Consider the following 21,695-nt stretch of genomic DNA (forward strand, 5'->3'; position numbering starts at 1 on the left):
AACCCGAGTCCTCGGAACCCCGGTAACGCAGGTATGCCTCTGCATGTTCAGAAACGAGGATCTAAAAGCAAAACCCCGCAAAAATCGCATTGGTGTGCGAATCTCAAAAATGCATATTGCGGAACGTGTACTTTTATATACTATCTTTCTATACTATCTTTCTATAAGATCTTCTTACAGTATATTTGCATGTTTCGTGCACAATACTTACCTGTGTTTATTTATATCACAGCCGTTTTCCAGGCTGCAAAAAGGAGCGAGGTGGCTCTGAGTATTGAAGAAATTGTGAAAAAACACGAATCGGCTCTGAAAAAATATAGAGGACTCTATGCCCTTGCAGACCTTTTTGCAAGTTTTCTTGTCCTGTATATCCTTTTCGTGCTTTTTAATATGCAAGATTTATTTCTAATGTTTAGCACCTTCGAACCTTATACAGGTGCAAGATACAATATTCTGGGCTTCGGGGTTATTTTTGAAACCCTTGGGCTTATTTTCGTGGCTTTTGTACTCTCCCTTATCTTCACAGCCGTCAGGCACTACAGGGCTGAAAAAAAAGATGCGATTGACTTCATAGAAGATACGCATCCTGTGCTCAGGGAAAGATTGAGGACTGCATATGATAACCGCAACACGGACAACATTATTGTCCGGGACCTTATAGGCGGGGTAATAATCGATTCAAAACCCGTGAAGTCCTCGTCCTTTCTTAACCGGAGAAAGCTTGCAAAAGACCTGCTTGTAATAGTGTTTGCGGTTTCCGTTCTTGCATACGTTGCCGGAACCGGATACCAGACAACTCTCAGCCCCACTGACCTCAACGGAGTGATCGAAAACATTCCCTCTGTCTCGGATTCGAACGGTGACCTTTACCCTGTAGAGGAAAATGGCGGAACCTCGAATAACGAGAGCCAGGAAGACCTCTTCGGAGAGCCTGCCGTTATTGTGGTGGAAGGCAAGGAAGTTGACCTGAAAATTCCTCCGGGCGCAGGGCAGGGCTTTACAAGCCAGGAAACGGGGGAACAAACGAACGAATCGTTCACCCAGTCAGGTCTGGTAAATCCTGAAGCGGCTGCCTCCCAGTCTTATTATGAGAACTTACCGGAAGGATACAGGAACGTTATCCAGAGTTACTTTGAAGGACTTGCAGAAGAATAATTTGGAAGATTTATCTAAAGTCGGGCTTACCTGCACTGGATTTGTCAAGGTTATTTAAAAGCAGTTTTTAAATAACAGGCAGTTGCCTCCAGCACGCTGCTGCAGGAGCAGGTAAAGTCCGAAAAAAAGCGGACTTTAATCCTCTAAAAACAGAAACCTAAAGGGTGAAGCAGATATGAGTGAGAATATTACCGACTCCGGGCAGGCTGCCACGACCTATCAGAACGCGGGCAGGATTTTCAAAAGTTTTTTTGAAGAGATCGGAAATGTTATTGTAGGTCAGAATAAGGTAATGGAGCAGATAGTGATTGCTATACTCTGTGGAGGGCATGCCCTCGTTGAGAGTAATCCAGGGCTTGGAAAAACGCTTATGATCTCCACAGTGTCAAAGGCAATGAACCTTAAATTCAGCAGGATCCAGTGTACGCCTGACCTCATGCCTTCTGACATTACAGGAACAAATGTTATTGAGGAGAAAGACAACAAAAAAGAGTTCAGGTTCCAGCCAGGGCCGGTTTTTTCAAATGTAGTCCTTGCAGATGAGATTAACAGGGCATCCCCCAAGACCCAGTCAGCCCTGCTGGAAGCGATGCAGGAAAAACAGGTAACTGTCGGAAACGATACTTTCCTGCTGGACAGCCCCTTTTTCATTCTTGCCACCCAGAATCCCATAGAAATGGAAGGCACGTATCCCCTGCCTGAAGCCCAGCTCGACCGTTTTCTTTTGAAAATTCTTGTAGACTATCCCTCCTATGAGGAAGAGATGGAAATAATAAACCGCTACACGAAATCCGAAGTTCCGAAAATTTCCAGGGGCCTGGATAAAACTACACTTCTCGATTTGCAGAAACTCACACGGCAGGTTCCGATCTCCGAGGAACTCAAACAGCGCGTCCTTTCTATTGTCGGTATGACTCGAAAGGACAAAGAACGTATCGAGTACGGAGCTTCGCCGCGGGCGTCCATAGGTCTCATTCTTGCCGCAAAAGCCAGAGCCCTTGTAGAGGGCAGGAACTTCGTAAGCAAAGAGGATATTGACTACATGGCATATCCTGTCCTCCGACACAGGCTTATCCTGACCTTCGAAGCCGAGAGAAGCGGAATAACTCCTGACCAGGCTATTGAAGATATTATCAGGAAAGTAAAGTAAAACCTGAGCTCTGGCCGATTTCCAGGCAGAAAAGGAACTGCAGAATAAGTTAAATAACCCAGAAGGGTTTTCCCGGGTCCGGAATAAACCGGGCTTTTTTATTGACGATCCAGAATGACTCGCACAAAACAAAATATCGAAACGGACTTTTTCAGGCAGCTTGACCGCTTTACCTTTTCTGTCCGGAAGAGGGTATCGACTGTTTACGCCGGAAATCGCCCATCAACCCGAAGTGGACGAGGCATCGATACCATCGGGTTCAGGGAATATGACCTTAATGACAGCCCGAAAGATATTGACTGGAAGGCTTATGCGAGAACAGAAAAACTTTATGTGCGCCAGTTTGAGGAAGAGAAAACCCTTACGACCCACATCCTTCTGGACGCCAGCAAGAGCATGGATTACCCTGAAAAAGGGACTTCGAAGTTCGAATACGCTGCCATGCTTGCTGCAGGTTATGCCTACATGGTAACAAAATATAACGACAGGTTTGCAATCTCGACCTTTACACAGGAAATCGACATAAACAAGCCAAGCCGTGGACGAAAAAATCTTCTGCGTGCAATCGACAGGCTTGGAGAGCTCGAACTGTCCGGAGGTACTTCCGTAGAGGAAGCTGTCATAAAATACAGCCAGGTAATCAAATCCAGATCCCTTGTAATTCTTATCTCGGACTTTCTTCAGGAACCGGGGGCAATAGAAACCGCAGTTTCCAGGCTATCGGACCATGACCTGATCCTTATCCAGGTGCTCGACCCCACAGAAAAAGTACTTCCTCTTCAGGGTAATAGCAAACTTGTAGACCTTGAAACCGGAGAAGAGGTCCGAACTTATGTCAGTGAAAGGTTCAAGGAGAAGTACCTTGAAAAGCTTGACGACCACGGCGCAAGGATTAAAAAAGCCTGTATGAAAGCAGGTGCTGAATTTTATAGTTTTACAACCGATACCCCCATCTTTGACGCTTTCTACCATACCATCAGGAGAAGGAGACGCTAAAAAATGCCTTTTGAAAACCCATTTGCTCTTGCCGCTCTCCTGAGTGTCATCCCGCTTATTATTATTTACATGCTCCGCCCGAAGCCGGCGGTGCTTTCAATTCCCTCACTCATGTTCGTCCTTAAGCTTGAAAGGGAAAGAAAACGGGTTTATGCCTCACTAACCAAAATCGTGCAGGATCCGCTTTTCCTTATCCAGCTTCTGATGCTTATCCTTCTTTCCATTGCGGCAGCAGGCTATTATTACAACTCGGAAGAGCCTCTGAGCGGGGAGCATACCGTGCTAATCCTGGATACCTCTGCGAGCATGCAGGTCGATTCCCGCTTTGAGGATGCGGTTGGGATTGCTGACGGTTACGTGAGCAAGAAAAACAGCATAATCCTGGCTTCGGATATGCCTTTGACTGCTCTTGAAGGAGGAAGTGCCTCGGCTGCCCATGATATTTTTCAGAAGGTCAGGCCAGGAGCGGGCACTGCCGACCTGTCTGCAGCAATAACCACGGGCATGCGGGCTCTTTCCACGGAAGGGGGCCGGATTATCGTTGTTTCGGACTTTACCAACTCAAAAGGCGATGATCCGGTTGCTTCCAAGAACCTGGCTGAATCCTATGGAATTGAGGTGAATTTCGTAAAAGTAGGAAAGCCTGCCGATAATATAGGAATCATCAATGGCTGGATTGAAGCTACGGATGGTAATTACGGATACACCGGTGTAATCAAGAATTACAGGGACCGGAACGAAAGTGTTACAATCGAGACAGGCAGAGGTGCTTCAGAAAATGCCTCAACATCTTTTACCCTTGATGTCCCCGCAGGCGAAACAAACCAGTTCACTCTCGGAAACCTTGGACCTGGCATAACAACAGTCCGGCTTAATGTGGAAGACAGCCTGCCTGTTGACGATAAAGCCTACATCTCTATCCCTGAAACCTCAAGCCAGCGTATACTCTATGTGACTGATAACGGCAAACTGCCCTCGAAAACTGCACTCTCCCTGCTCCCGAACAGTAACCTTACCGTTTCAAAATCCGTACCTGCCGAGCTTGATAGTTATTCTCTTGTCGTGCTTGCGCAGAAAGAGACCCCTATAGGGAACAGTTCGGTCGAGAGAATCGAAAGCTATGTCAGGAACGGAGGCAATGCGGTCTTTATTGTAAGCGGAGCCCTCGTTCCCGAGAAAACCGAGGTTGGCCTCATAAAGCTCCTGCCTGTGAAACCTCTCAGGCTTGAGGATGCCGAGGAGGGGCTTGAGGTCGAGGAAGTCCTGAAGAGCAGTATTACGAAGGATATCAGAAGCGAAGAAATCTCAGTCCGCAGATATCTGAATGCATCTGAGAGGACTGGCTCGACAACCCTGGTAGCCCTGGAAGAGAATGATGTCCCGGTATTAAGTTACTGGCAGGTAGGCAGAGGAACGGTTTTCTATATGGGGCTGAGTGATGAACTCGGGGAAAACTCCTGGAATAATTTCCACAACCTGCCCGAATACCCGGTCTTCTGGATAAAACTCATCCAGTGGCTCGGAGGAGCAGGTGACATCTCGGAATACAACCTCGAAACCGGTTCGTTGACTTCCCTTTCGAAGACCGAGGAAATCCGTACACCTACAAAAACTTTCACTTCAAACCGCATCCTCTTTGACGAAGCCGGAATCTACGAGCTTGCAGGGAAGAGAATCGCAGTCAATCTGTATGATGACAGGGAATCGAATACTACTGCCGATGCCTCGGAATTGATGAAAAGGGCGGTTTCGGAGGATGAACCCGGACTTGTGAGGGCTGATACATATACGGCCAAAAATGACATTACCAGCTACCTTATAGGAGTTTTATTCCTGCTCATACTGCTTGAAATCCTTATTGTGCGCCAGCGGGGTGAATTATGAATCTATCGCTTGAACATCCCGAGATGCTCTTCCTGGTAATCCCTGTAATTGTTGTGGGATTTTACCTCCTTCGGAAGACAAAAACGAAACTCGTAGAATGGAGAATGCTTGTCGCTTTCCTGCTTGTGATTGCCCTGGCTTCTCCCTATACTACGGTAACTCAGACCATTAGTGAAGAAGACCCCTCGCTTGTACTGGTTCAGGACCAGACTTCAAGCATGGGTATTTTCACTGAAGAAGCAGGCGGTGATCTGTATAAGGCTCTTGTAGCCAGTACCCCGACAGCTTTAGTCCAGCTAACCGGGGATAAAACCTCGCTTGGAGATACTGTTACGCAATACGCGGGCAGCGGCAACCAGATAGTCCTTGTCAGCGACGGGAACAACAATGCAGGCAGAGACCTCCCTGAAGCTCTTGAGTTCGCAAAAGAAACCGACACGCCTGTCTATCTTGTCGAGCCCGAACTCACGACAAATGACCTCAGTGTCGAGATGGTCGGGGACAAGACTGTTGTCGTGGATAACCAGAATGAATTCGGGATAGTTGTCCGGCAGGCTTCAAATCAAAGCGCCAGCTATTTCCTTGAGGTTTTTGTGGACGGACAGCTTGCGCAGAGCAGGGACTTTACCCTGGAGGGAAGGAACAATAGTGAGAAACCCCTCCCGATTAATCAGGCTTTTACCACCCTCGGCGCTCATAATCTCAGGGTAAAAATCACTCCGCAGGGGGAGGACCGCAATGAGGTTAATAATGAATTCTTCAAGTCCGTGTATGTTATTCCAAAGCCGAAACTTACCCTTGTTACGAATGAGCCCGATTCTCCTCTCGGGAGGGTTCTTGACAGACTTTACAATGTCTCGATTGTCAGTACCTATCCCGGAGCAGCGGCTCTCGAAAGCAGCAAGGTTCTGGTGCTTGATAACCAGCTAATGAGTTCTTTTTCCGAAACCCAGATTAAAGAAATAAAGAATTATGTCAGTAACGGAGGCGGGCTGGTTGTCGTTGGAGGTGAGCAGGCTTATAACTATGGAAATTATCTTAACTCCTCGCTTGAGGAAATCCTGCCTGTGCTTTCAAAGCCTTCCGAATATAAAGGTGGAAGGAACCTCGTCCTGATCCTTGATGTTTCTCCGAGTACTGCTGCCCATCAAACCCAGGCAGATATTCTGGCAAATGCTATCTATATTATCCAGAATGAAAATCTCAGGGATGCGAATGCCGGAGTTATAGCTTTCGGAAGCAAAGGATACGATGTTTCCGGAGGGTTTGTATTTCTGGGTCTTTCCCAGAACCGGGAAATTCTGGAAGATAAGATTTCGAGGCTGACTCCCGACGAGCAGAGCAAAACTTCCTTAAACGAGGGGCTCAACACCGCAAAAGCTATGCTTGCAGGCAGCGATGGCGAACTTGATGCTATTATTATTTCAGACGGAGCAATTGAGGATTCATATGAGCCAAGCCTTCAGGCTGCAAGAGAACTCCAGGAACTCGGTGTAAACCTGTATTTTATCCATGTTCAGTCAGTAGCTCCTTCCCAGGCTGATAAAACCAGAAACTATTACGCTGAGAACCTGATGGGAGAGCTCGGGCTTGAAAATAGCTATTTCCACATTAACAAAGGCGAAAGGGCTAATATAGGCTTTGAGCCGCCGGCAGAGCCTCCTGAAGAGGGAGAAGAAGAGGAAGTCGTCGAGCTTGATGCTTACCCTCTGCTTGAGTACTCTCCCGACCACTTCATTACAAAGAACGTGAACCTCTCAAATGCCAGTATTACAGGATATAATGATGTTACTCCGAAAGCCGGGGCTGAACGCCTTGTTATCACTGTTACCGGAAAGCCTGTGCTTACCACCTGGCGCTTCGGGCTTGGCAGGGTTGCAGCCTTTACTACGGACAATGGGGAAGGTGAAGGTTCCCGCTGGTCATCTGCCCTTTATGGCAACTCAACAGCAAGACTTATTTCAGGTACCACGAACTGGGCAATAGGAAACCCGAGAGCTGAAGAAGGGGCTGCGGTGGACAGCCCGGATACCTGGCTGGGTACGCCTTCCGACCTGACTCTCACCATGTACGATGAGGGAATCCCTGAGGTTAAACTGGACGGAAGCCCTCTCGACCTGGCACTTACAGGAAGGAACACCTACGAGGCAAGCATAAATCCCGATTCAATCGGAGTCCATGATATCTCAGGCTACCCGCTTGCGGTAAACTACCAGCTTGAGTATCGGGATGTCGGGCTCAATGAGGATATAGAATCTCTTATCCTTGCAACCGGAGGGAAAATCTATACTGAAAAGGATGCAAGAGCCCTTCTCCTGAAAGATGCGCGGCAGAACTCAGAAAGGCAGTCAGATGAACCTGTGAGCCTGAAAATGCCTGTGCTCCTCGCAGCGCTTATGCTTTACCTGGGTGAGATTCTTGCCAGGCGCATAAAGGAGATGAGAAAGCTTAAAAATGCGCAGATTGAGGTAGAATCGTGAATATGGAGCCCTTAATGGGCTCTTACTACCCTTAACGGGTTCTTATTCTCTTAACGGGCTCTTATACTCTTAATTGACTCTTATCTTTATCATTCAGACAATTCTCTCCAGAGTCCTTTCTGAAAAACCCTTTTAACGATAGACATTTCTTGAAAGATCCATTAGAAATAATATACTCTTTAAAAATGCCCTCTTAAAATCATTATATGTACGTTAGAAGAATCAGCGTCACCTGCCCGAAAAAGCCGGCAAAGACCGGCACAATAAGGTTATCATCAATTTTATTGGCTGCGGTTTCCGTAAGGGTTGCAAGAAAAGCCATTACCAGCGAGACTATCGGGTTTCCGACTATAAGCATCCCGATAAGGAAATCAATAATAAATTCCGAGGCTGAACCTTCAATTGATTTATCGTTTTTAAATACCTTTTGAAAGACCCGCCTTTTCCCATAGAATTTTCCTATCAGAGCTGCAGCCAGATCCCCGAAGGTTGTCATAAGAATTGCAGCATAAGCAATTTCCCGGCTGAACAGTGAAATTACGGAAATGGCTCCGAGCGTAAAAAAGACGTGGCCTCCAAACCTGTCGGCTTCAGTTTTTCTGTACATGATATAGAAAAAAGGTATTCGAATCTTATGCTCAATCCGGAGATAGTCAAGCACGAGAACAGTCACAAGAAATAACATGAGCACCCACAGCACAGCTTCCTTTCCGAAAAATTCGTAGATGAGCACGATAAAGATTGAGACCAGATGCACACTTTTTCTCAGAAGTTCCAGGATAAATTCTCCGGGCGGCATGGCAAAAGAATCTGTGAAGGTTATAGTATAAAGTTATATCTGTTTCTGTATTTTCCTTGTTGCTGTGTATCTTTTCCGGTGTAATCCCCGACATTAAACGCAACGAAAAAAAAGCCTTTAAACAGCAGAAGATAAGAAAGAAGAATAAGAAACTCAGACCCCAGTTGATAGATATGACATAATCTGAAAAAACCGGACAGGGAATCCGGTTAATTTATCCGTGCCGGATTCCATCCTTTGAAACGCTAATTTTACGAGCCTTCATGTGCAGTGTCATAATCGGAATTGACTACAGTGTCCTTTATGCTTGAGTTTTCCTCTATTATGATTTCAGGCCAGACCTTAACCCCGGAGTGTATTGTTGAATTGTTTCCAATGGTTACTTTATGCCCGATAACGGTTCCGTTTTCGAGGAAACAGTGTTCCCCAATTACGGTTTCGTCCGATACTACCCCGCCTGAAATATTGGAATCCTTTCCAATGGACACATTATCGAATAGATACGATGAAAGAATCTTTGCGTTGTCCTCTATAATACAGTTCGAGCCTATAACACTGTAAGGCCCGATGAGGACATTATCGCCTATACTTGTGTTTTCCCCTATGACTATTGGTCCCACAAGGGAGGAATTCGAACCTATGCACACGTTGTTTCCTATGGAGAGCGGGCCTTTTATTCTTGCGTTCCGGGTCGTGAAATGCCCTTCAATTGTCGTTCCGGGAAGGGCATCGAGCATCCAGCGCTGTGCCTGCCTGTATGCTGCCGAACTTCCTACATCAGTCCATTTCCCCCGTACAAGCACGCCGTTGATTTTCTTATCGGCTTCAAGCATGCAGGGAAAGAGGTCCTTTGCAAAGTCAAATTTTCTGTGTCTGGGGATCCATTCAAAAATCAAAGGATCGCAAACGTAAATTCCTGTACTCGCAAGGTTGCTGAATATCTGTCCTGCTTTTGGTTTTTCCAGAAAACGATGGATCCGGTTATTTATGTCCATATCCGCAATTCCGAATTCTCTCGGATCGTCAATCGAAAGAAGCCCTATAGTTACCGGAGCGTCATTCGATTCATGAAAACGGTACATCTCTCTCAGGTTAAGGTTAAGAACGTGATCTCCCCCCAGCACGATAAATGGCTCGTCTTTAAGGTATGCCTCGGCATTTTTTACCCCGCCTGCCGTTCCGAGCTTTTCTCTCTCGTACACATAGTCGATATGTACCCCAAACATATGCCCATCCCCGAGTTGCTCTTCGATGAGTTCTCCCATGTATCCCAGGGTTATAACTATCTCATTGAACCCTTCTCTTGAAAGATGCTCTATCAGATGCCGGACTGACGGCTTATTAAGAATCGGTATGCTCGGTTTAGGGTGCTTGAATGTCAGAGGCCTGAGTCTTGTCCCTGCCCCTCCGCACATGATACATGCTTTCATATTTTTTCCCATATGTTCTTTTATGAATATATTATTAACGATATGTTATTTTTATCTGAAAGGTTATTTATAATGATGACTCAGAAAAACGATTTTTACTCAAAAGAATAGTAATTGTTCAGAAAAAAATATAGTTACTCCGAAGAATGACTATCACTTAAAAGAATATCTTCTTTTCTTTCAACCGTGATTTCCCTTTTCCCTTCATATTCCGAGACCGTACCCGTTAAACCGATTAAATCTCCTTCCCGGATCGAATTATTCAGGGCATCAGCACCCGCAGTCTTTGGGATAAAAACGGTCAGGACTTCGGAGTCACAGTCAACCTGTAAAAGAAGGTGTTCGCCTTTATAAGTGAGCCGTTTGCTCAAAACTTCGGCTTCGAGGAATACTTTTTCCCCTACACCGGATTCCCTTGTGTACTGCCTGATTTCTTCCCCTGACTCCTGTCCAGACGCTGTAAGTTCCGGTCCAAAGCAAAGATAAGCTGTCATAAGAGAAGTTAATGTCATAAATAGCAGCAGTACCATGACTTTTTCTTCTTTTTCCATACTCTATCTCCTGCTCTGGATCTGGAATTACTTTACGATTGAGACAAGTTTTATTTCAAGGATTAGAGTTTTGCCTGCAAGTTCATGGTTAAAATCCAGGGTGGCAGAAGTTTCCGTGGAATTGAGCACCTTAACCTCTCTGCCACCGGGTGTTGTTATTCTCTTTCCCGGCTCAGGGGGTGTCTGGAGTTCAAGCCTTGCCAGGGGAATTTTCTGGACAAGATAGTCTTTGTATTCTCCATAAGCTTCCTCGGGAGGGATTATAAGAGTTTTTTCTTCCCCCTCTTTCATTCCAAGTACGCCCTGATCGATACCTTTTATTACCTGACCTGCATCCATCCTGAAAAATAAAGGTCTGTAACCCTTTTCTTCCTCATATATGCCTGCTTCGAGAGCTTTTTCCTTCGAGGTGGTATCGAATACTGTTCCATCTTCGAATTTTCCAGTATAGTCAATAAGAAGATAGTCTCCTTTTTTTACAGTGCGAGAATTTTCCATTATTCTTTTCTCCTGTACATTTTCCCTCCGGCATACGGCATCTCAAAATCTATCTGGATCCCGAAAGGATGCACATTTTGAAGAAATGCTATAATTCTCAATTTGATTTTCAGGAACTTAAATTTATTCTATTGAAACGAGTTTTATATTAAAAATCAGGGTTTTGCCTGCAAGCCCATGATTGGTATCAATAGTAATATGCGTGTCATTTACAGCCGTTACTTTGAATGATCTCCCATACATATCCGTAATAGTTTGCCCGGCTTCAGGAAGTTCGGATCGGTTTGTTACGTTTAACTCCTCAATCGGAATAGCCAGAATTCTGGCTTCATCATACTCTCCATAAGCTTCTTCCGGAGGGATCGTGAGATTCTTTTCTTCCCCTACTTTCATTCCTACTACGCCCTGGTCAAAACCCTGGATTACCTGCCCTGAACCTACTGTAAAGGTCAGAGGAGTATATTCTCTCCCTTCAATGTAAATGCCCTCCTGTTTTGCCACGTCCTCCCTTGAGGTGTCAAAAACCGTGCCGTTCTCAAGCTTTCCCGTATAGTCTACCTGGACCGTATCTCCGGATTTTACTTCTCTGCTGTCTCCTCCCTCACTCCCGTTATCCGTGCATCCGCTGCCAAGAATTGTGCTTACCAGGAGCAGTAACGCTATGAAAAAAACCGCTCCTCTGCCGGACTTCATTCTTTGCTTTCCTCCACAGAAACTATTCCTACCAGAAAGATCAGGGTTTTTCCTGCAAGCTCGTGGTTGAAATCTACGACAAAGTTGCTCTCACTGACCTCTGTGATAGTGCCTGTCAGACCGGTGTCCGTAGCCAGCCTCATCCCGACTTCGGGAGTAAAATCAACAGCTTCAATCGGTAGTTCTCTTGTTAATTCTTCGCTGCGTTCCCCATATGCTTCTTCAGGTGGGATTTCAAGAGTCTTTTCCTCCCCTGCTCTCATCCCGATAACGCCCTCATCAAACCCTTTTATCATCTGGCCTGCGCCGACCGTGAATGTGAGGGGTTTATAGTCTCTCATTTGATTATATATTCCTGCTTCCATAGCTGCTTCCTTTACGGAAGTATCGAAAATTGTGCCGTCCTCAAGTTTTCCTACATAATTAACTGAGACAGTATCCCCTTTCTCAATGCTTTTGCCTGTATCGTTTGTTATATCCTCAGCCATAAGAATCATTAAGACAAACGAGAACATGCTACATAAACGTACTGCTAAAATAAAAGTTAAATACCGGTTAAATAGGGATTCTGGGAGCTGTGAACACACAGATTTCCGGAGCTTTTTCTTTCAGATTTTAATCGGGGATTCAGTCTCTTTTAATTCTTTTTGGTATTCAAGATATGAGTAAACAGCCGTAAAACCTGCAATAAAAAGTGCAGGCCCTAGAATAAAAAATAATACAAGTTTCTGGAAAAAGGTTCCTAGCACAGCAGCTATCCCTGCAATCCTGAACAGTTTTCCTCCAAGTCGGTTGGTCTTCCTCCACACCCTGTCGCTGCTCAGGGTCCAGGGCGTCCTTATGCCAATGAACCAGTTTCTTTCTGCATTTTCCATAAGGACTCCTATGTAGTAAAACAAAAGCCCTATTCCTACGGGAATCACGGCATTCGGGCTAATTCTTATACCTGTGTTCCAGAGTAACACCTGGAGATGGACGGTTAGCATAAAAAGAATAAGAAGAATTATAAACCCATCATAATACTTCCTGAACTTCGTTATATTCTCTTTCTTAGGATCGATCCTGGGGATTGCAAGGAATAATACTGCAAGTCCTGTAATCACCAGAGGCATGAAAAAAGCTCCCCAGAATTTTGGCATATAACCGTCTACTTCTCCCCGTGAGTTCCAGTGAGTTGCCATGGGATCAGGCACACGAGGGTAAAAATAGATTGAAACTATGAAAGAAAGGAGAATCAATCCTGTAATTATAACTGTAGCTTTACGCATACAAGTTATTAAGATTTTTCAATTATTTAAAAAATTGGAAACCCGAAAGTATGCTGATATATGTCTGGAAACAGGCTGTCGGAAATATAAATATGTCTTATTGGATATATTTCATAAAAATCATTAATAATAAATTTTCCAGAATTAAGAGTCTCTGAAGAAGAATCTTTTGAAATTTTATTGATAAATCTACTTTGAGACGCTTGCTAAACCCATTACTCCGATCAATTTAAAAAAATAAGCTATTCTTTAATAAGCCTATAGACGGCTACTGCCAATCCGAAGCAGCCAATCACAAGGCAGATATAAACAAGACCATTTGAAAGAGGAGTAGCCCAGTATAGAAATGGAATCATTGAAATCTCGGTTTCTATAAGGATAAAGGGAAGAATCATGTACAGAATAAAAATAAATAAATAACATATAAAAACCTGGGGAAAATCCGGAATTTTTTTAAGATGCTCGGGAACAAGAACTAGTGGGATAAGAACGGTCATCGGTACTGCAAAACATATCGCTCCTGCGATCAGCCAGCTAATCTCACCATCCATAAATAAGGCAAAATTGAGTAATATTCCTGCAAGAATAATCGCTGCGCTACGTAGCTTATTTTTAACTTGAGGCAGGATAACGTATGCAAGGGCAAGAGTCGTACAGCCCACCAGGAACATAAAGAAATTAATAAAAATTATAATATATAGAAAACCTTCATGATTAGTCATAAAAGCCTCATACATAAGAAAAAATTTCTAGGCTTTAATAAATTAATAAGTTTAGACATATAAAACTTTCTGCTTACTTGCTCATTAAATCGCTTTTGATTTCTGAATTATATAACTTCTTACACATTTATTTCCGGCATATTTTAGAACCTTATGTCTATTTTTTGGCTACCTTTTTCGTTTATTTCCTGCAAACGAAGGGTTAAAATATGCTACAGCGTATACAGTATAAATAAAATTATTGTGTGGTTAATATTTATGGCAACGAGTCAGGAAAGACAGAAAGCAAATCTGGCAAGAATGAGAAGGATAATGGACGAAATTGAAAGTACTACAGATGATTATGATCTGATTGCCGAATTGCAGGAACTTTTAAGAAAACCGTATTCACTGTCTCTGAAATGGCATTTGATTGTTTTTAAAAGCGAGATTGACAGAAGCTTATGGTATCTGGAAGACATACGAAAAGAAGAGATTGAAATAGAAAAAAGGAAGCGAAGGCGAGGAAAAGAACCGGATGAAGTGCCGAGCCAGGTTAACTGTAAATTTTCCGAGATACTGAACTCATTCTGGTTTAATTCTCAGATGGTGTATGATACGAAATCAAACAGGTATAAATTGTCAAAGTCAGGGGTTTCCAGAATCACGAGAGCAAACGTTTTTGCAGTCCCAAAGTCCATGATCGGAGACTTTAAACTCCAGTGGAGCGATGCTGTAAAGCAAAAATGGGGAGAAGACAATATCGGGCAAAGGGAGCTACTCGAAAGGGGTATCTGCAATTGAGTTTATGCTAGTTTTCCACATTAGTTTTATTATTATAGATGCGGATTCTCTTCAGAAAATGCCCTGAATATCTTCCTTAAATCATTTCCTTTATTTCAACGTCTGTAACTTGCAAATTATGTTTTAAATATATCTACTGCAAAATACTATTTTTTAAATACAAATTGACAAACCGACTGGGAAACTGCTGGGAAATTGTTTTCGAGGATTGTTGAGAGGATCGTGTTAAGCAGGATTTTTTTATAGGCTAAATTGAAATCATTTCTGGTTAGAAGGTTGAAAGCCAGGTTTCTGTCACCAGCTTCTACATTATGTTTTGCCGTACACATCTCAACAAATTTCATATATTCCTCTAAATCTTTTTTCATGTAATGTGGTACCTTGCCAAGCTTTAAAGCTTCTTCTCCCGTTTTTAAAAGAGGATGACCCTTTACAGGTTTTTTTCTGTATGCGGCACTGTTGACAACATTCTGATAGTAAATAGCGCACACCTTACTGCTGTACGCAACGGAATATTTCAGGGCAATTCTACCCCACATATCAATATCTTCACCCCACCAGAAACCGGTTTGAAATCCCCCAATTTCCAAAAAAATCTTTTTAGGAACGGTTACTGAAGATGTATAAAATATATCCTTATGGGAAATATCTTTCAGGTTTACTTTAAAATAATTTAGTATTAATCCTTCATCCGGAATAAGCTCTCTTAACTTTTCGTCTTTATCTATTAGCACATTATCAATAAATTCAGTTTTTAGCGAAGTTGCATACAGGCCTGCCTCTGGATATTTTTCCCTCAGCCTCAGGATTGTCTCCAGATAGTCCGGCATCCATTCGTCATCCGCATCCAGAAAGGCTATAAGCTCGGATTTAGTTTCATTAATGCCTCTATTACGTGCTGCCGAGACACCTGCATTTTTTTGGTTGATCAATCGAATCCTGGCATCACTGAAACTCTTTACTATATCTGCACTTTTATCCGTTGATCCGTCATTTACCACAACTATTTCAAAATCCTGAATTGTCTGGCTTATAACAGATTTTAACGCTCTTTTAACATGCGGCTCTTTATTGTAAAGAGGGATAACAACTGAAAACTTAACCAGAATACGCCTCCTTTCAATATTCAATTCTACTAGCTCTGAAAAAGGGGAGGTAATTAACTTCTAGAGTTTGGAAAGCCTTGCAGTAACCATCTTCTAAAAAACCATTACCGTAATTCTCCCCTTTTTAATAATAGTAATATATTAATCAAAATTTATAATAATTTACATATATTAAAATAAGAGTATGTGTTTTTATGAGAAAGAACTGGGAAAGAAAATTTTCGTTTGGTTAGTAGTGCTTTTACCCTGTAACGTTTGTATTTTTATGATGTACGGATCGGTGCAAAAAAGTGAAAAAAAAGTTACAGGTTGATTGGCGGAGAAATAATAATTGATTTTTCTGATTCTTAATACTGGTTTAATATAATCCAGGCATCGCAACCCACACGTTTTAGGCTTAAAATGAATATTCAAGCTCTTGATAAAATATATAAGGTCTTCAATAGAATAACAACTATTCGACAATATTAAATATTATTTACTATTTTATTAAATGGGATTTAAATTTAATCAAGAGCTTTAAAATTGATCCTTAGCTGATCTATCAATGCCAATTTCAGATCAATAATCAATGAAGCTTAAAGCCTCCTTCCTGCGATTACTATCTGAGATAAAGAATTGAAAAATATTTTGTGTGGGTGTTTTCTGTGTGCGAATCTAGAAGAATTCTTGCAATTATATTTGCCGCTTTTATATTAATGGCAAATATCGGAATAGGTGTTGTGGCAGCCGAAGAAACAGGTGATAGTCCTGCAAGCGACGATTCAGCTGGTGATTCATCAGATGATATTGCTGCTGATGTAACAGATGATAGTTCTATTAATGACGCATCAACTGGTGATACAACCTCAGATGATTCTGTTGACGAGCCTACTGATGATAGTTCTGCAACTGATACTACAGGTGAAGAGAATTCAGATGATATAACTAATATAGATTACGAAGAAACAAACATAGAAGATACCAATATAGATTATGAAGAAACAAACATAGAAGAAGAAACTAATATAGATTATGAAGAAACAAACATAGAAGAAGAAACTAATATAGATTACGAAGAAACAAACATAGAAGAAGATACTACAGTAATAGTTGATGAGGCTGATGATGTTATTACATCTGATGGTCCTGTTATATATGAAGAAACTACCACTGATATAACTGATATTGGAACTACAGATACCACTATTGTTGGCGATAGTAATGATGTAGATACTATTACCAACGATGGTCCTGGCACAGTTATATATACTGAAGAAAAAAACACTGAAATAACTGATATTGACAATACTGAAATAACAGACATCGATAGTACATATTCAGACGATGATACAACTATTGTAGAAAATTCTACTATATACGATAATGATTCTTCAGATTACACATCTATTTATAATTCAACAACTGTTATCCAGACAATCGAATCAACAGAGATAGACATAGATAATAGCAAAACAGTATCTATTGATGTCGAAAATGACAACTCAGTTGTCAATAATGTATACTTCGTACCTACAAAAGATGCTGGTAAGGCAAAGGTTGTAGTAGAAGATCTGAAGCCTGAATATATTAAGAAACCACCCACAGGTGTTGTCTACAAATCATTCAACATATTCATTGATAACGACAATAAGCAGGTAATTGACATCGATAATGCAGCTGTAGACTTTAAGGTAGAAAAGTCATGGCTCATTGCAAATGGACTGGATTCTTCTGCCATTGTCCTGAAAATATACGAGGGTGGCAAATGGGTAGAAGTTCCAATAATGATAACAAGTGAGGACTCTAAGTATATCTATTTCAAAGCTGAAGTGGATGAATATTCTACGTTTGCAATTACAAGTAAGGCAATAACTGTAGATAAAGTTCTAAAGCAGACCGTAGATACGCCACAGGAAGAAGAAATAGATGAACCAACGAAGAATGTGGTAATAAAACTTTTAGAAGTTATTATTGAAATACTTGAGGGCAATTAATATTGCCCTTTTCTGATCAGCATGTACGAGAAACACATAAGATGGGCTTGATTTATCGTCTTTATCCGTTTCTAAAATTTCTTTGGGGTTGGCAAGCAAGTCCAATGGATCGTTTATTTAGTGCTTTGTGTATGATATTGACATTGTTATACATACTTATAATTTTTTCATAGCTTCCCATTAGAACTCTAATGGTATCCTCTTAAAAGTTTCTCGGAAAGGTTCGAATGCACCAATTGTATCCTTTTTTACTGTATCCTCTTTTAATTATTCTTAAGAGCAATTCTTAAGGCTATTCTTTGACACTTCTGAACCCTTCTAAGATTATTCTAAGAACAATTGCAGCTTGGTTACCAAGCTATTATCCCGAGTTGTCTTACGTATACTTTCAATATTAAATATATACAGGATCCTATATTATAAAACTAAATTTGTATAAAATACGACAAGGGATGGTAACGAGCACAATAATACAACCTGTTAAGACATTACAAAAGATATATGGACAAATACTAGATTTTATATGTAATTCTTGGAAAAAACTTTGATGAAATGGTGAAATACGCAAATAATAGAGAAATTATAAAATCAATCGTGGGCGACCATCCCACCTTAAAGGATAAGGTCTGCTTCGGGCCGCCCGCCCGGTTGTTCCGGTATTTAGAAATCGTTAATTCTTCGTTGTCCAGATAACTTTAACCTATATGATTGAAACTCTGTTGTCTTTTTTCCCTGCGATTCCTTAATATAGTGCGTGATTGTGTCAACAATTACATTTCCTACGGATCGATAGAACTTGCCACTTGACCATAGACTTCCACCCCAATATCGAGTTCTCATCTCAGGATGAAGCTTGAATAGCCTATAAGAACTACCTCCTTTCAAGTATTGAATTACTTCAGATAGAGAATTACCTGGATGGAATTCTAGAAACAAGTGAACATGATTATTACGACTTCCGTTGCATGTATTTTGTATCCTTTTTCCACGCAAATATTACTGAGAATCAACTCGCAATGCTTTTTAATTCGCTTATTGTAGAATATACTGTATCGATACTTAGGCACCATATGATGTGGTAGGTAATCTGACTATATCCCTGACTAAAAATATGTAGTTCCAATGAATATCACATCCTAGCCATAGGTGGCTGGCACCACCTGTGGCTATGGTGCCAAAAACCATATTTTACAAAAAATTGATGATTTGCACAGTTATGCAGAGATAAACAGCCAGCGAGGGTTCACGTCATCCCCGACCTAAAGGTCAGGATATTCGTGACCCTCTGCTCTTCCATAGTAGTAAGTAGTTTGAAAAATGAGAGATCTGAAAAATAAGAAGTCTGAAAAAATAGTAATATTGATCAGGATAACGAAAAATATTAGCATTATTAAAAGTTTTTAAGTGGACCGGTCGGGAATTGAACCCGAGGCCTCTACCATGCCAAGGTAGCGATCTTCCCCTGATCTACCGGCCCATATAAGGCTTGCTTGAATCAGCAACCCTCATACACTCGGTATCTTATATAAACCTGTCGCCATGATGGCTCGGCATCCTGTAAATAAATTTTTGGAACTTGGAAACTTAAAATTTTCAAGCAAAAACTATAAGTAGTAAATTGAGTATTAGAAGTGTTGTCGGATTGGGATGCTTTCCCGAAAAAGCTTTTCAACTTCGATAATTCAAAAAAACCTGACATAAGGGCCCGTAGCTTAGCCTGGTGGAGCGCACGGCTGATAACCGTGAGGTCCTGCGTTCGAATCGCAGCGGGCCCACCATACCTCAATATCCTTTACAGGAAAACTTCAGGTTTTTATAATCACACTTGTCCTTTATTTGGGCCCGTAGCTTAGCTTGGTGGAGCGCACGGCTGATAACCGTGAGGTCCTGCGTTCGAATCGCAGCGGGCCCACTATACATTTTTAAGTTTTTATCACGCTTTCATCCCGTTTTAGTGCTGTTATCCTGTTTTTGATCGGTTTATTTTATAATTTGAACTTTTATTCATTTTTTAGCTTTTATCCCACTTTCAGCTTTTTTTTTCGTTTCTAACTCTTTGTTTCGCTTTTAACTCATTATCTCATTTTAAGTCTTTCATTTCGTTTTTATTTAAGATCTAAACTTCGGAAGAATAATAATTAAGAGAAAAACGAACTTCAAATACATTGTATGTAACAGGAAAATTCTCAAAACAGGAAATTTATGAATAGGAATGTAGTAAAAGAGTAGATCGTCAAGGAAAATTTGAGTGGGGTAAATCCCCTTTAAGGATTTCAGGCAATGTGCTTCAGGCGCTCTATGTTTCTGAGCACGACTCTGCTTTCGGCTATAATTTCTTCCTCGATTTTGCTGACAATGCAATCCATTGGCACTGTAAGCCTGTATAGTTTGATCGGTCTGCCTTTACCTTTTGATTTCTTTTCTTCCCGAATATCTATCCAGTTGTTTTCGCGGAGATATCTCATTGCGACACTGACCTCAGGCTGCCTGAGGCCCGATACCATTTCAATGCTCTGGGATGAAATTTCTCTTCCTTTTGCCAGGCATGCGAGCGTAAGAGCAATTGGTCTGCTGACATTAATTCTTCTAAACAATTCTATCATTTCGTATTCTATTGATCCCATAGCTGTCGGAACATCTTCTTTTGTTTTAGAAATATCCATAACTGGACCACTTTCATCTATCATTTAATCACCCGAAGAACCATTATAGAGTAAATTAATATAAATATTTACTTATGTTTTCTTTTTAATATTTATCGATTTATACTCATATTTTAGGATGTTTTTAATGCCCGTCTCTTCTACAAGTGGTCAGTTGACATTGTTTGTCCTTTTCGGCAGAGCCTGCGACTTTTATCTCCATATGCTACAAATTTTAAAAGTATTAGTAACATTCTTTCTCAACTAAGATTCTTCCTCAATTTCAGCCCTGATCTGAAATTATAAAAAAATCTGTCCTGCTTTGTGGAAGGCTACAGATGAGTTTCAGCACTTTCTGCTCACCAGTTCTCTAAAGTTATCAGGTTGTAAAAAGAAGTTGTAGTATTTTCTTCAGAGAAAAGATTATCAAGTCTGCAAGATGCCCTCTTTATCTCTATTTAGATGTTTCTTCCAGGTACAATTTGTATTTATATCCTGCATCCGAAGAAATTCTCCTGCTCTACGTTTTTTGAAATTCAGGTTCGGATGGAAAAAGGAATACTTCCGGGATGGAAAAAAGATATTATAAAGATGAAAAAAGAGTCACATAACTCTAAAAGAGTGCTGAAATGCCGTTAAACGCCTTTACTTCCGGGGTGATCTATAAGAAGTCATATCAGGGTTATAAAACCCGGACTTCAATATTATGATTAAATTTCTTCGAATGTACGGAAGATTTAATGGAAACGTCTGTAATATTTAGGCTTTAAATCGGTTTCAGGAAAGATTCTTGAGACGTTCGATGTTCTGGAGGACGGCTTTGCTTTCAGCCATTACGCTTTCCTCTATTGTATTGATAATCGTTTCCATGCGGACCGTCAGTTTATACAACTTGACAGGTCTGCCTTTGCCTTGATTTTTCTTTTCTTCCCGCATATCTACCCAGTCGTTTTCGCGAAGGTAGCGCATGGCAATGCTTACCTCCGGCTGCCTCAAACCTGATACCATCTCAATACATTGGGAAGAAATTTCCTCTCCTTTGGAAAGGCATGCAAGGGTTAGAGCAACTGGCCTGTTGATATTAAGCCTCCTCAAAAGCTCTACCATCTCGTATTCAACCTCTCCCATCTTAAAGTCATTGCCCTCTAATATAAACTCATTATCTGCCACAACTATCATCTACCGTTTATACCGAAAGAATAGTTTATGTTCACTTCCGATATCATTTCTCATCCAGTATTATCAGATCAATAGAAACATATTTTTTAGATATGTTATTTTTAACTATCTTTTATTGCCTTTATTAAATATATTTCTATTTATATGAGTTTCGGATCTGTGGGAGTATCTCACAAAATCTGTTTTTCTCAGTTGATTTAAATAATAATACTTTCTCCTTATATATAATTATATGCCTATAAAAACTTCCTGACAATAAAACATCTTACGACTTATACATGGAAAGCCTGCAGTTTGCAAAATAGGGCCGATTATAACTCCGTACCCGAGCATTAGCTTATATTATATAGGATAAACACATCTCTCAATGTAGTTTTCCTTTG

Annotated in this window: 18 protein-coding genes, 3 tRNA genes and 1 pseudogene; 9 read left to right on the forward strand and 13 right to left on the reverse strand. The window is 41.4% G+C overall.

The features are described from left to right. Positions 1–189: 189 nt before the first annotated feature. The 5 genes from EQO05_RS05905 to EQO05_RS05925 all read left to right on the forward strand — a co-directional run bounded on the left by EQO05_RS05905 (position 190) and on the right by EQO05_RS05925 (position 7,665). The gene (locus tag EQO05_RS05905; RefSeq protein WP_240664379.1) at positions 190–1,155 is read left to right on the forward strand and encodes a hypothetical protein; all 966 of its coding nucleotides are present in this window, start codon (positions 190–192) and stop codon (positions 1,153–1,155) included. A gap of 175 nt (positions 1,156–1,330) precedes the next feature. Further along, on the forward strand, positions 1,331–2,305 hold the full coding sequence (locus EQO05_RS05910) for a MoxR family ATPase (RefSeq protein WP_128504679.1): 975 nt from the start codon (positions 1,331–1,333) through the stop codon (positions 2,303–2,305). Between the two features lie 114 nt (positions 2,306–2,419). Continuing rightward, positions 2,420–3,301: a DUF58 domain-containing protein gene (locus EQO05_RS05915; RefSeq protein ID WP_128504681.1), complete on the forward strand. Its 882-nt coding sequence runs from the start codon at positions 2,420–2,422 to the stop codon at positions 3,299–3,301. 3 nt (positions 3,302–3,304) lie between these two features. After that, complete coding sequence (locus EQO05_RS05920; RefSeq protein ID WP_128504683.1) at positions 3,305–5,185, forward strand: VWA domain-containing protein; 1,881 nt, start codon at positions 3,305–3,307, stop codon at positions 5,183–5,185. Continuing rightward, positions 5,182–7,665 carry a VWA domain-containing protein gene (locus EQO05_RS05925; RefSeq protein WP_128504685.1) on the forward strand — a complete coding sequence of 828 codons (2,484 nt, stop codon included), beginning with the start codon at positions 5,182–5,184 and terminating at the stop codon, positions 7,663–7,665. Before EQO05_RS05920 ends, EQO05_RS05925 begins: the two co-directional genes overlap by 4 nt. Positions 7,666–7,867: 202 nt before the next feature. On the opposite strand, the gene EQO05_RS05930 is transcribed toward EQO05_RS05925, so the two are convergent. The 8 genes from EQO05_RS05930 to EQO05_RS05965 form a co-directional block, all read right to left on the reverse strand. After that, a complete protein-coding gene (locus tag EQO05_RS05930) occupies positions 7,868–8,464 on the reverse strand; it encodes a diacylglycerol/polyprenol kinase family protein (RefSeq protein ID WP_128504687.1) in 597 nt (198 codons plus the stop codon). A 251-nt stretch (positions 8,465–8,715) separates the two neighbouring features. Further along, the gene (locus EQO05_RS05935) at positions 8,716–9,894 is read right to left on the reverse strand and encodes a sugar phosphate nucleotidyltransferase (protein WP_128504689.1); all 1,179 of its coding nucleotides are present in this window, start codon (positions 9,892–9,894) and stop codon (positions 8,716–8,718) included. 134 nt (positions 9,895–10,028) lie between these two features. Further along, entirely contained in the window at positions 10,029–10,445 is a 417-nt protein-coding gene (locus EQO05_RS05940; RefSeq protein WP_128504691.1) for an OB-fold nucleic acid binding domain-containing protein, read from the reverse strand. Positions 10,446–10,472: 27 nt separating this feature from the next. Next, on the reverse strand, positions 10,473–10,943 hold the full coding sequence (locus EQO05_RS05945) for a peptidylprolyl isomerase (RefSeq protein WP_128504693.1): 471 nt from the start codon (positions 10,941–10,943) through the stop codon (positions 10,473–10,475). A 123-nt stretch (positions 10,944–11,066) separates the two neighbouring features. Then, on the reverse strand, positions 11,067–11,636 hold the full coding sequence (locus EQO05_RS05950) for a peptidylprolyl isomerase (RefSeq protein ID WP_128504695.1): 570 nt from the start codon (positions 11,634–11,636) through the stop codon (positions 11,067–11,069). Then, on the reverse strand, positions 11,633–12,151 hold the full coding sequence (locus tag EQO05_RS05955) for a peptidylprolyl isomerase (protein WP_128504697.1): 519 nt from the start codon (positions 12,149–12,151) through the stop codon (positions 11,633–11,635). Before EQO05_RS05955 ends, EQO05_RS05950 begins: the two co-directional genes overlap by 4 nt. A gap of 93 nt (positions 12,152–12,244) precedes the next feature. Beyond that, positions 12,245–12,904 (reverse strand): SdpI family protein, encoded by a 660-nt coding sequence (locus EQO05_RS05960; protein WP_128504699.1) that lies wholly within the window; start codon positions 12,902–12,904, stop codon positions 12,245–12,247. Between the two features lie 242 nt (positions 12,905–13,146). Further along, on the reverse strand, positions 13,147–13,626 hold the full coding sequence (locus EQO05_RS05965) for a hypothetical protein (RefSeq protein ID WP_128504700.1): 480 nt from the start codon (positions 13,624–13,626) through the stop codon (positions 13,147–13,149). 258 nt (positions 13,627–13,884) lie between these two features. On the opposite strand from EQO05_RS05965, the gene EQO05_RS05970 reads away from it, so the two are divergent. Next, complete coding sequence (locus tag EQO05_RS05970; RefSeq protein ID WP_128504702.1) at positions 13,885–14,409, forward strand: hypothetical protein; 525 nt, start codon at positions 13,885–13,887, stop codon at positions 14,407–14,409. A 146-nt stretch (positions 14,410–14,555) separates the two neighbouring features. Here EQO05_RS05970 and EQO05_RS05975 read toward each other — a convergent pair whose 3' ends face one another. Continuing rightward, the gene (locus EQO05_RS05975) at positions 14,556–15,539 is read right to left on the reverse strand and encodes a glycosyltransferase family A protein (protein WP_164888480.1); all 984 of its coding nucleotides are present in this window, start codon (positions 15,537–15,539) and stop codon (positions 14,556–14,558) included. A 623-nt stretch (positions 15,540–16,162) separates the two neighbouring features. On the opposite strand from EQO05_RS05975, the gene EQO05_RS05980 reads away from it, so the two are divergent. Beyond that, positions 16,163–17,491, forward strand: a complete 1,329-nt coding sequence (locus EQO05_RS05980) for a PGF-pre-PGF domain-containing protein (protein ID WP_240664380.1) — start codon at positions 16,163–16,165, stop codon at positions 17,489–17,491. Between the two features lie 660 nt (positions 17,492–18,151). On the opposite strand, the pseudogene tnpA reads toward EQO05_RS05980, so the two are convergent. Both tnpA and EQO05_RS05990 read right to left on the reverse strand, forming a co-directional pair. Then, a pseudogene (gene tnpA / locus EQO05_RS05985) lies at positions 18,152–18,614 on the reverse strand (IS200/IS605 family transposase). 282 nt (positions 18,615–18,896) lie between these two features. After that, positions 18,897–18,968, reverse strand: a tRNA-Ala gene (locus EQO05_RS05990). Positions 18,969–19,192: 224 nt separating this feature from the next. On the opposite strand from EQO05_RS05990, the gene EQO05_RS05995 reads away from it, so the two are divergent. Next, a tRNA-Ile gene (locus EQO05_RS05995) sits at positions 19,193–19,269 on the forward strand. 60 nt (positions 19,270–19,329) lie between these two features. Next, a tRNA-Ile gene (locus tag EQO05_RS06000) sits at positions 19,330–19,403 on the forward strand. A gap of 361 nt (positions 19,404–19,764) precedes the next feature. Here the strand turns inward: EQO05_RS06000 and EQO05_RS06005 are convergent. Both EQO05_RS06005 and EQO05_RS06010 read right to left on the reverse strand, forming a co-directional pair. Next, a complete protein-coding gene (locus tag EQO05_RS06005; protein WP_128504705.1) occupies positions 19,765–20,178 on the reverse strand; it encodes a transcriptional regulator in 414 nt (137 codons plus the stop codon). Positions 20,179–20,910: 732 nt separating this feature from the next. Then, positions 20,911–21,312, reverse strand: a complete 402-nt coding sequence (locus EQO05_RS06010; RefSeq protein ID WP_128504707.1) for a transcriptional regulator — start codon at positions 21,310–21,312, stop codon at positions 20,911–20,913. Positions 21,313–21,695: the final 383 nt, after the last annotated feature.

Origin of the sequence: Methanosarcina sp. MSH10X1, assembly GCF_004099695.1 — an archaeon.
GTDB lineage: Archaea > Halobacteriota > Methanosarcinia > Methanosarcinales > Methanosarcinaceae > Methanosarcina.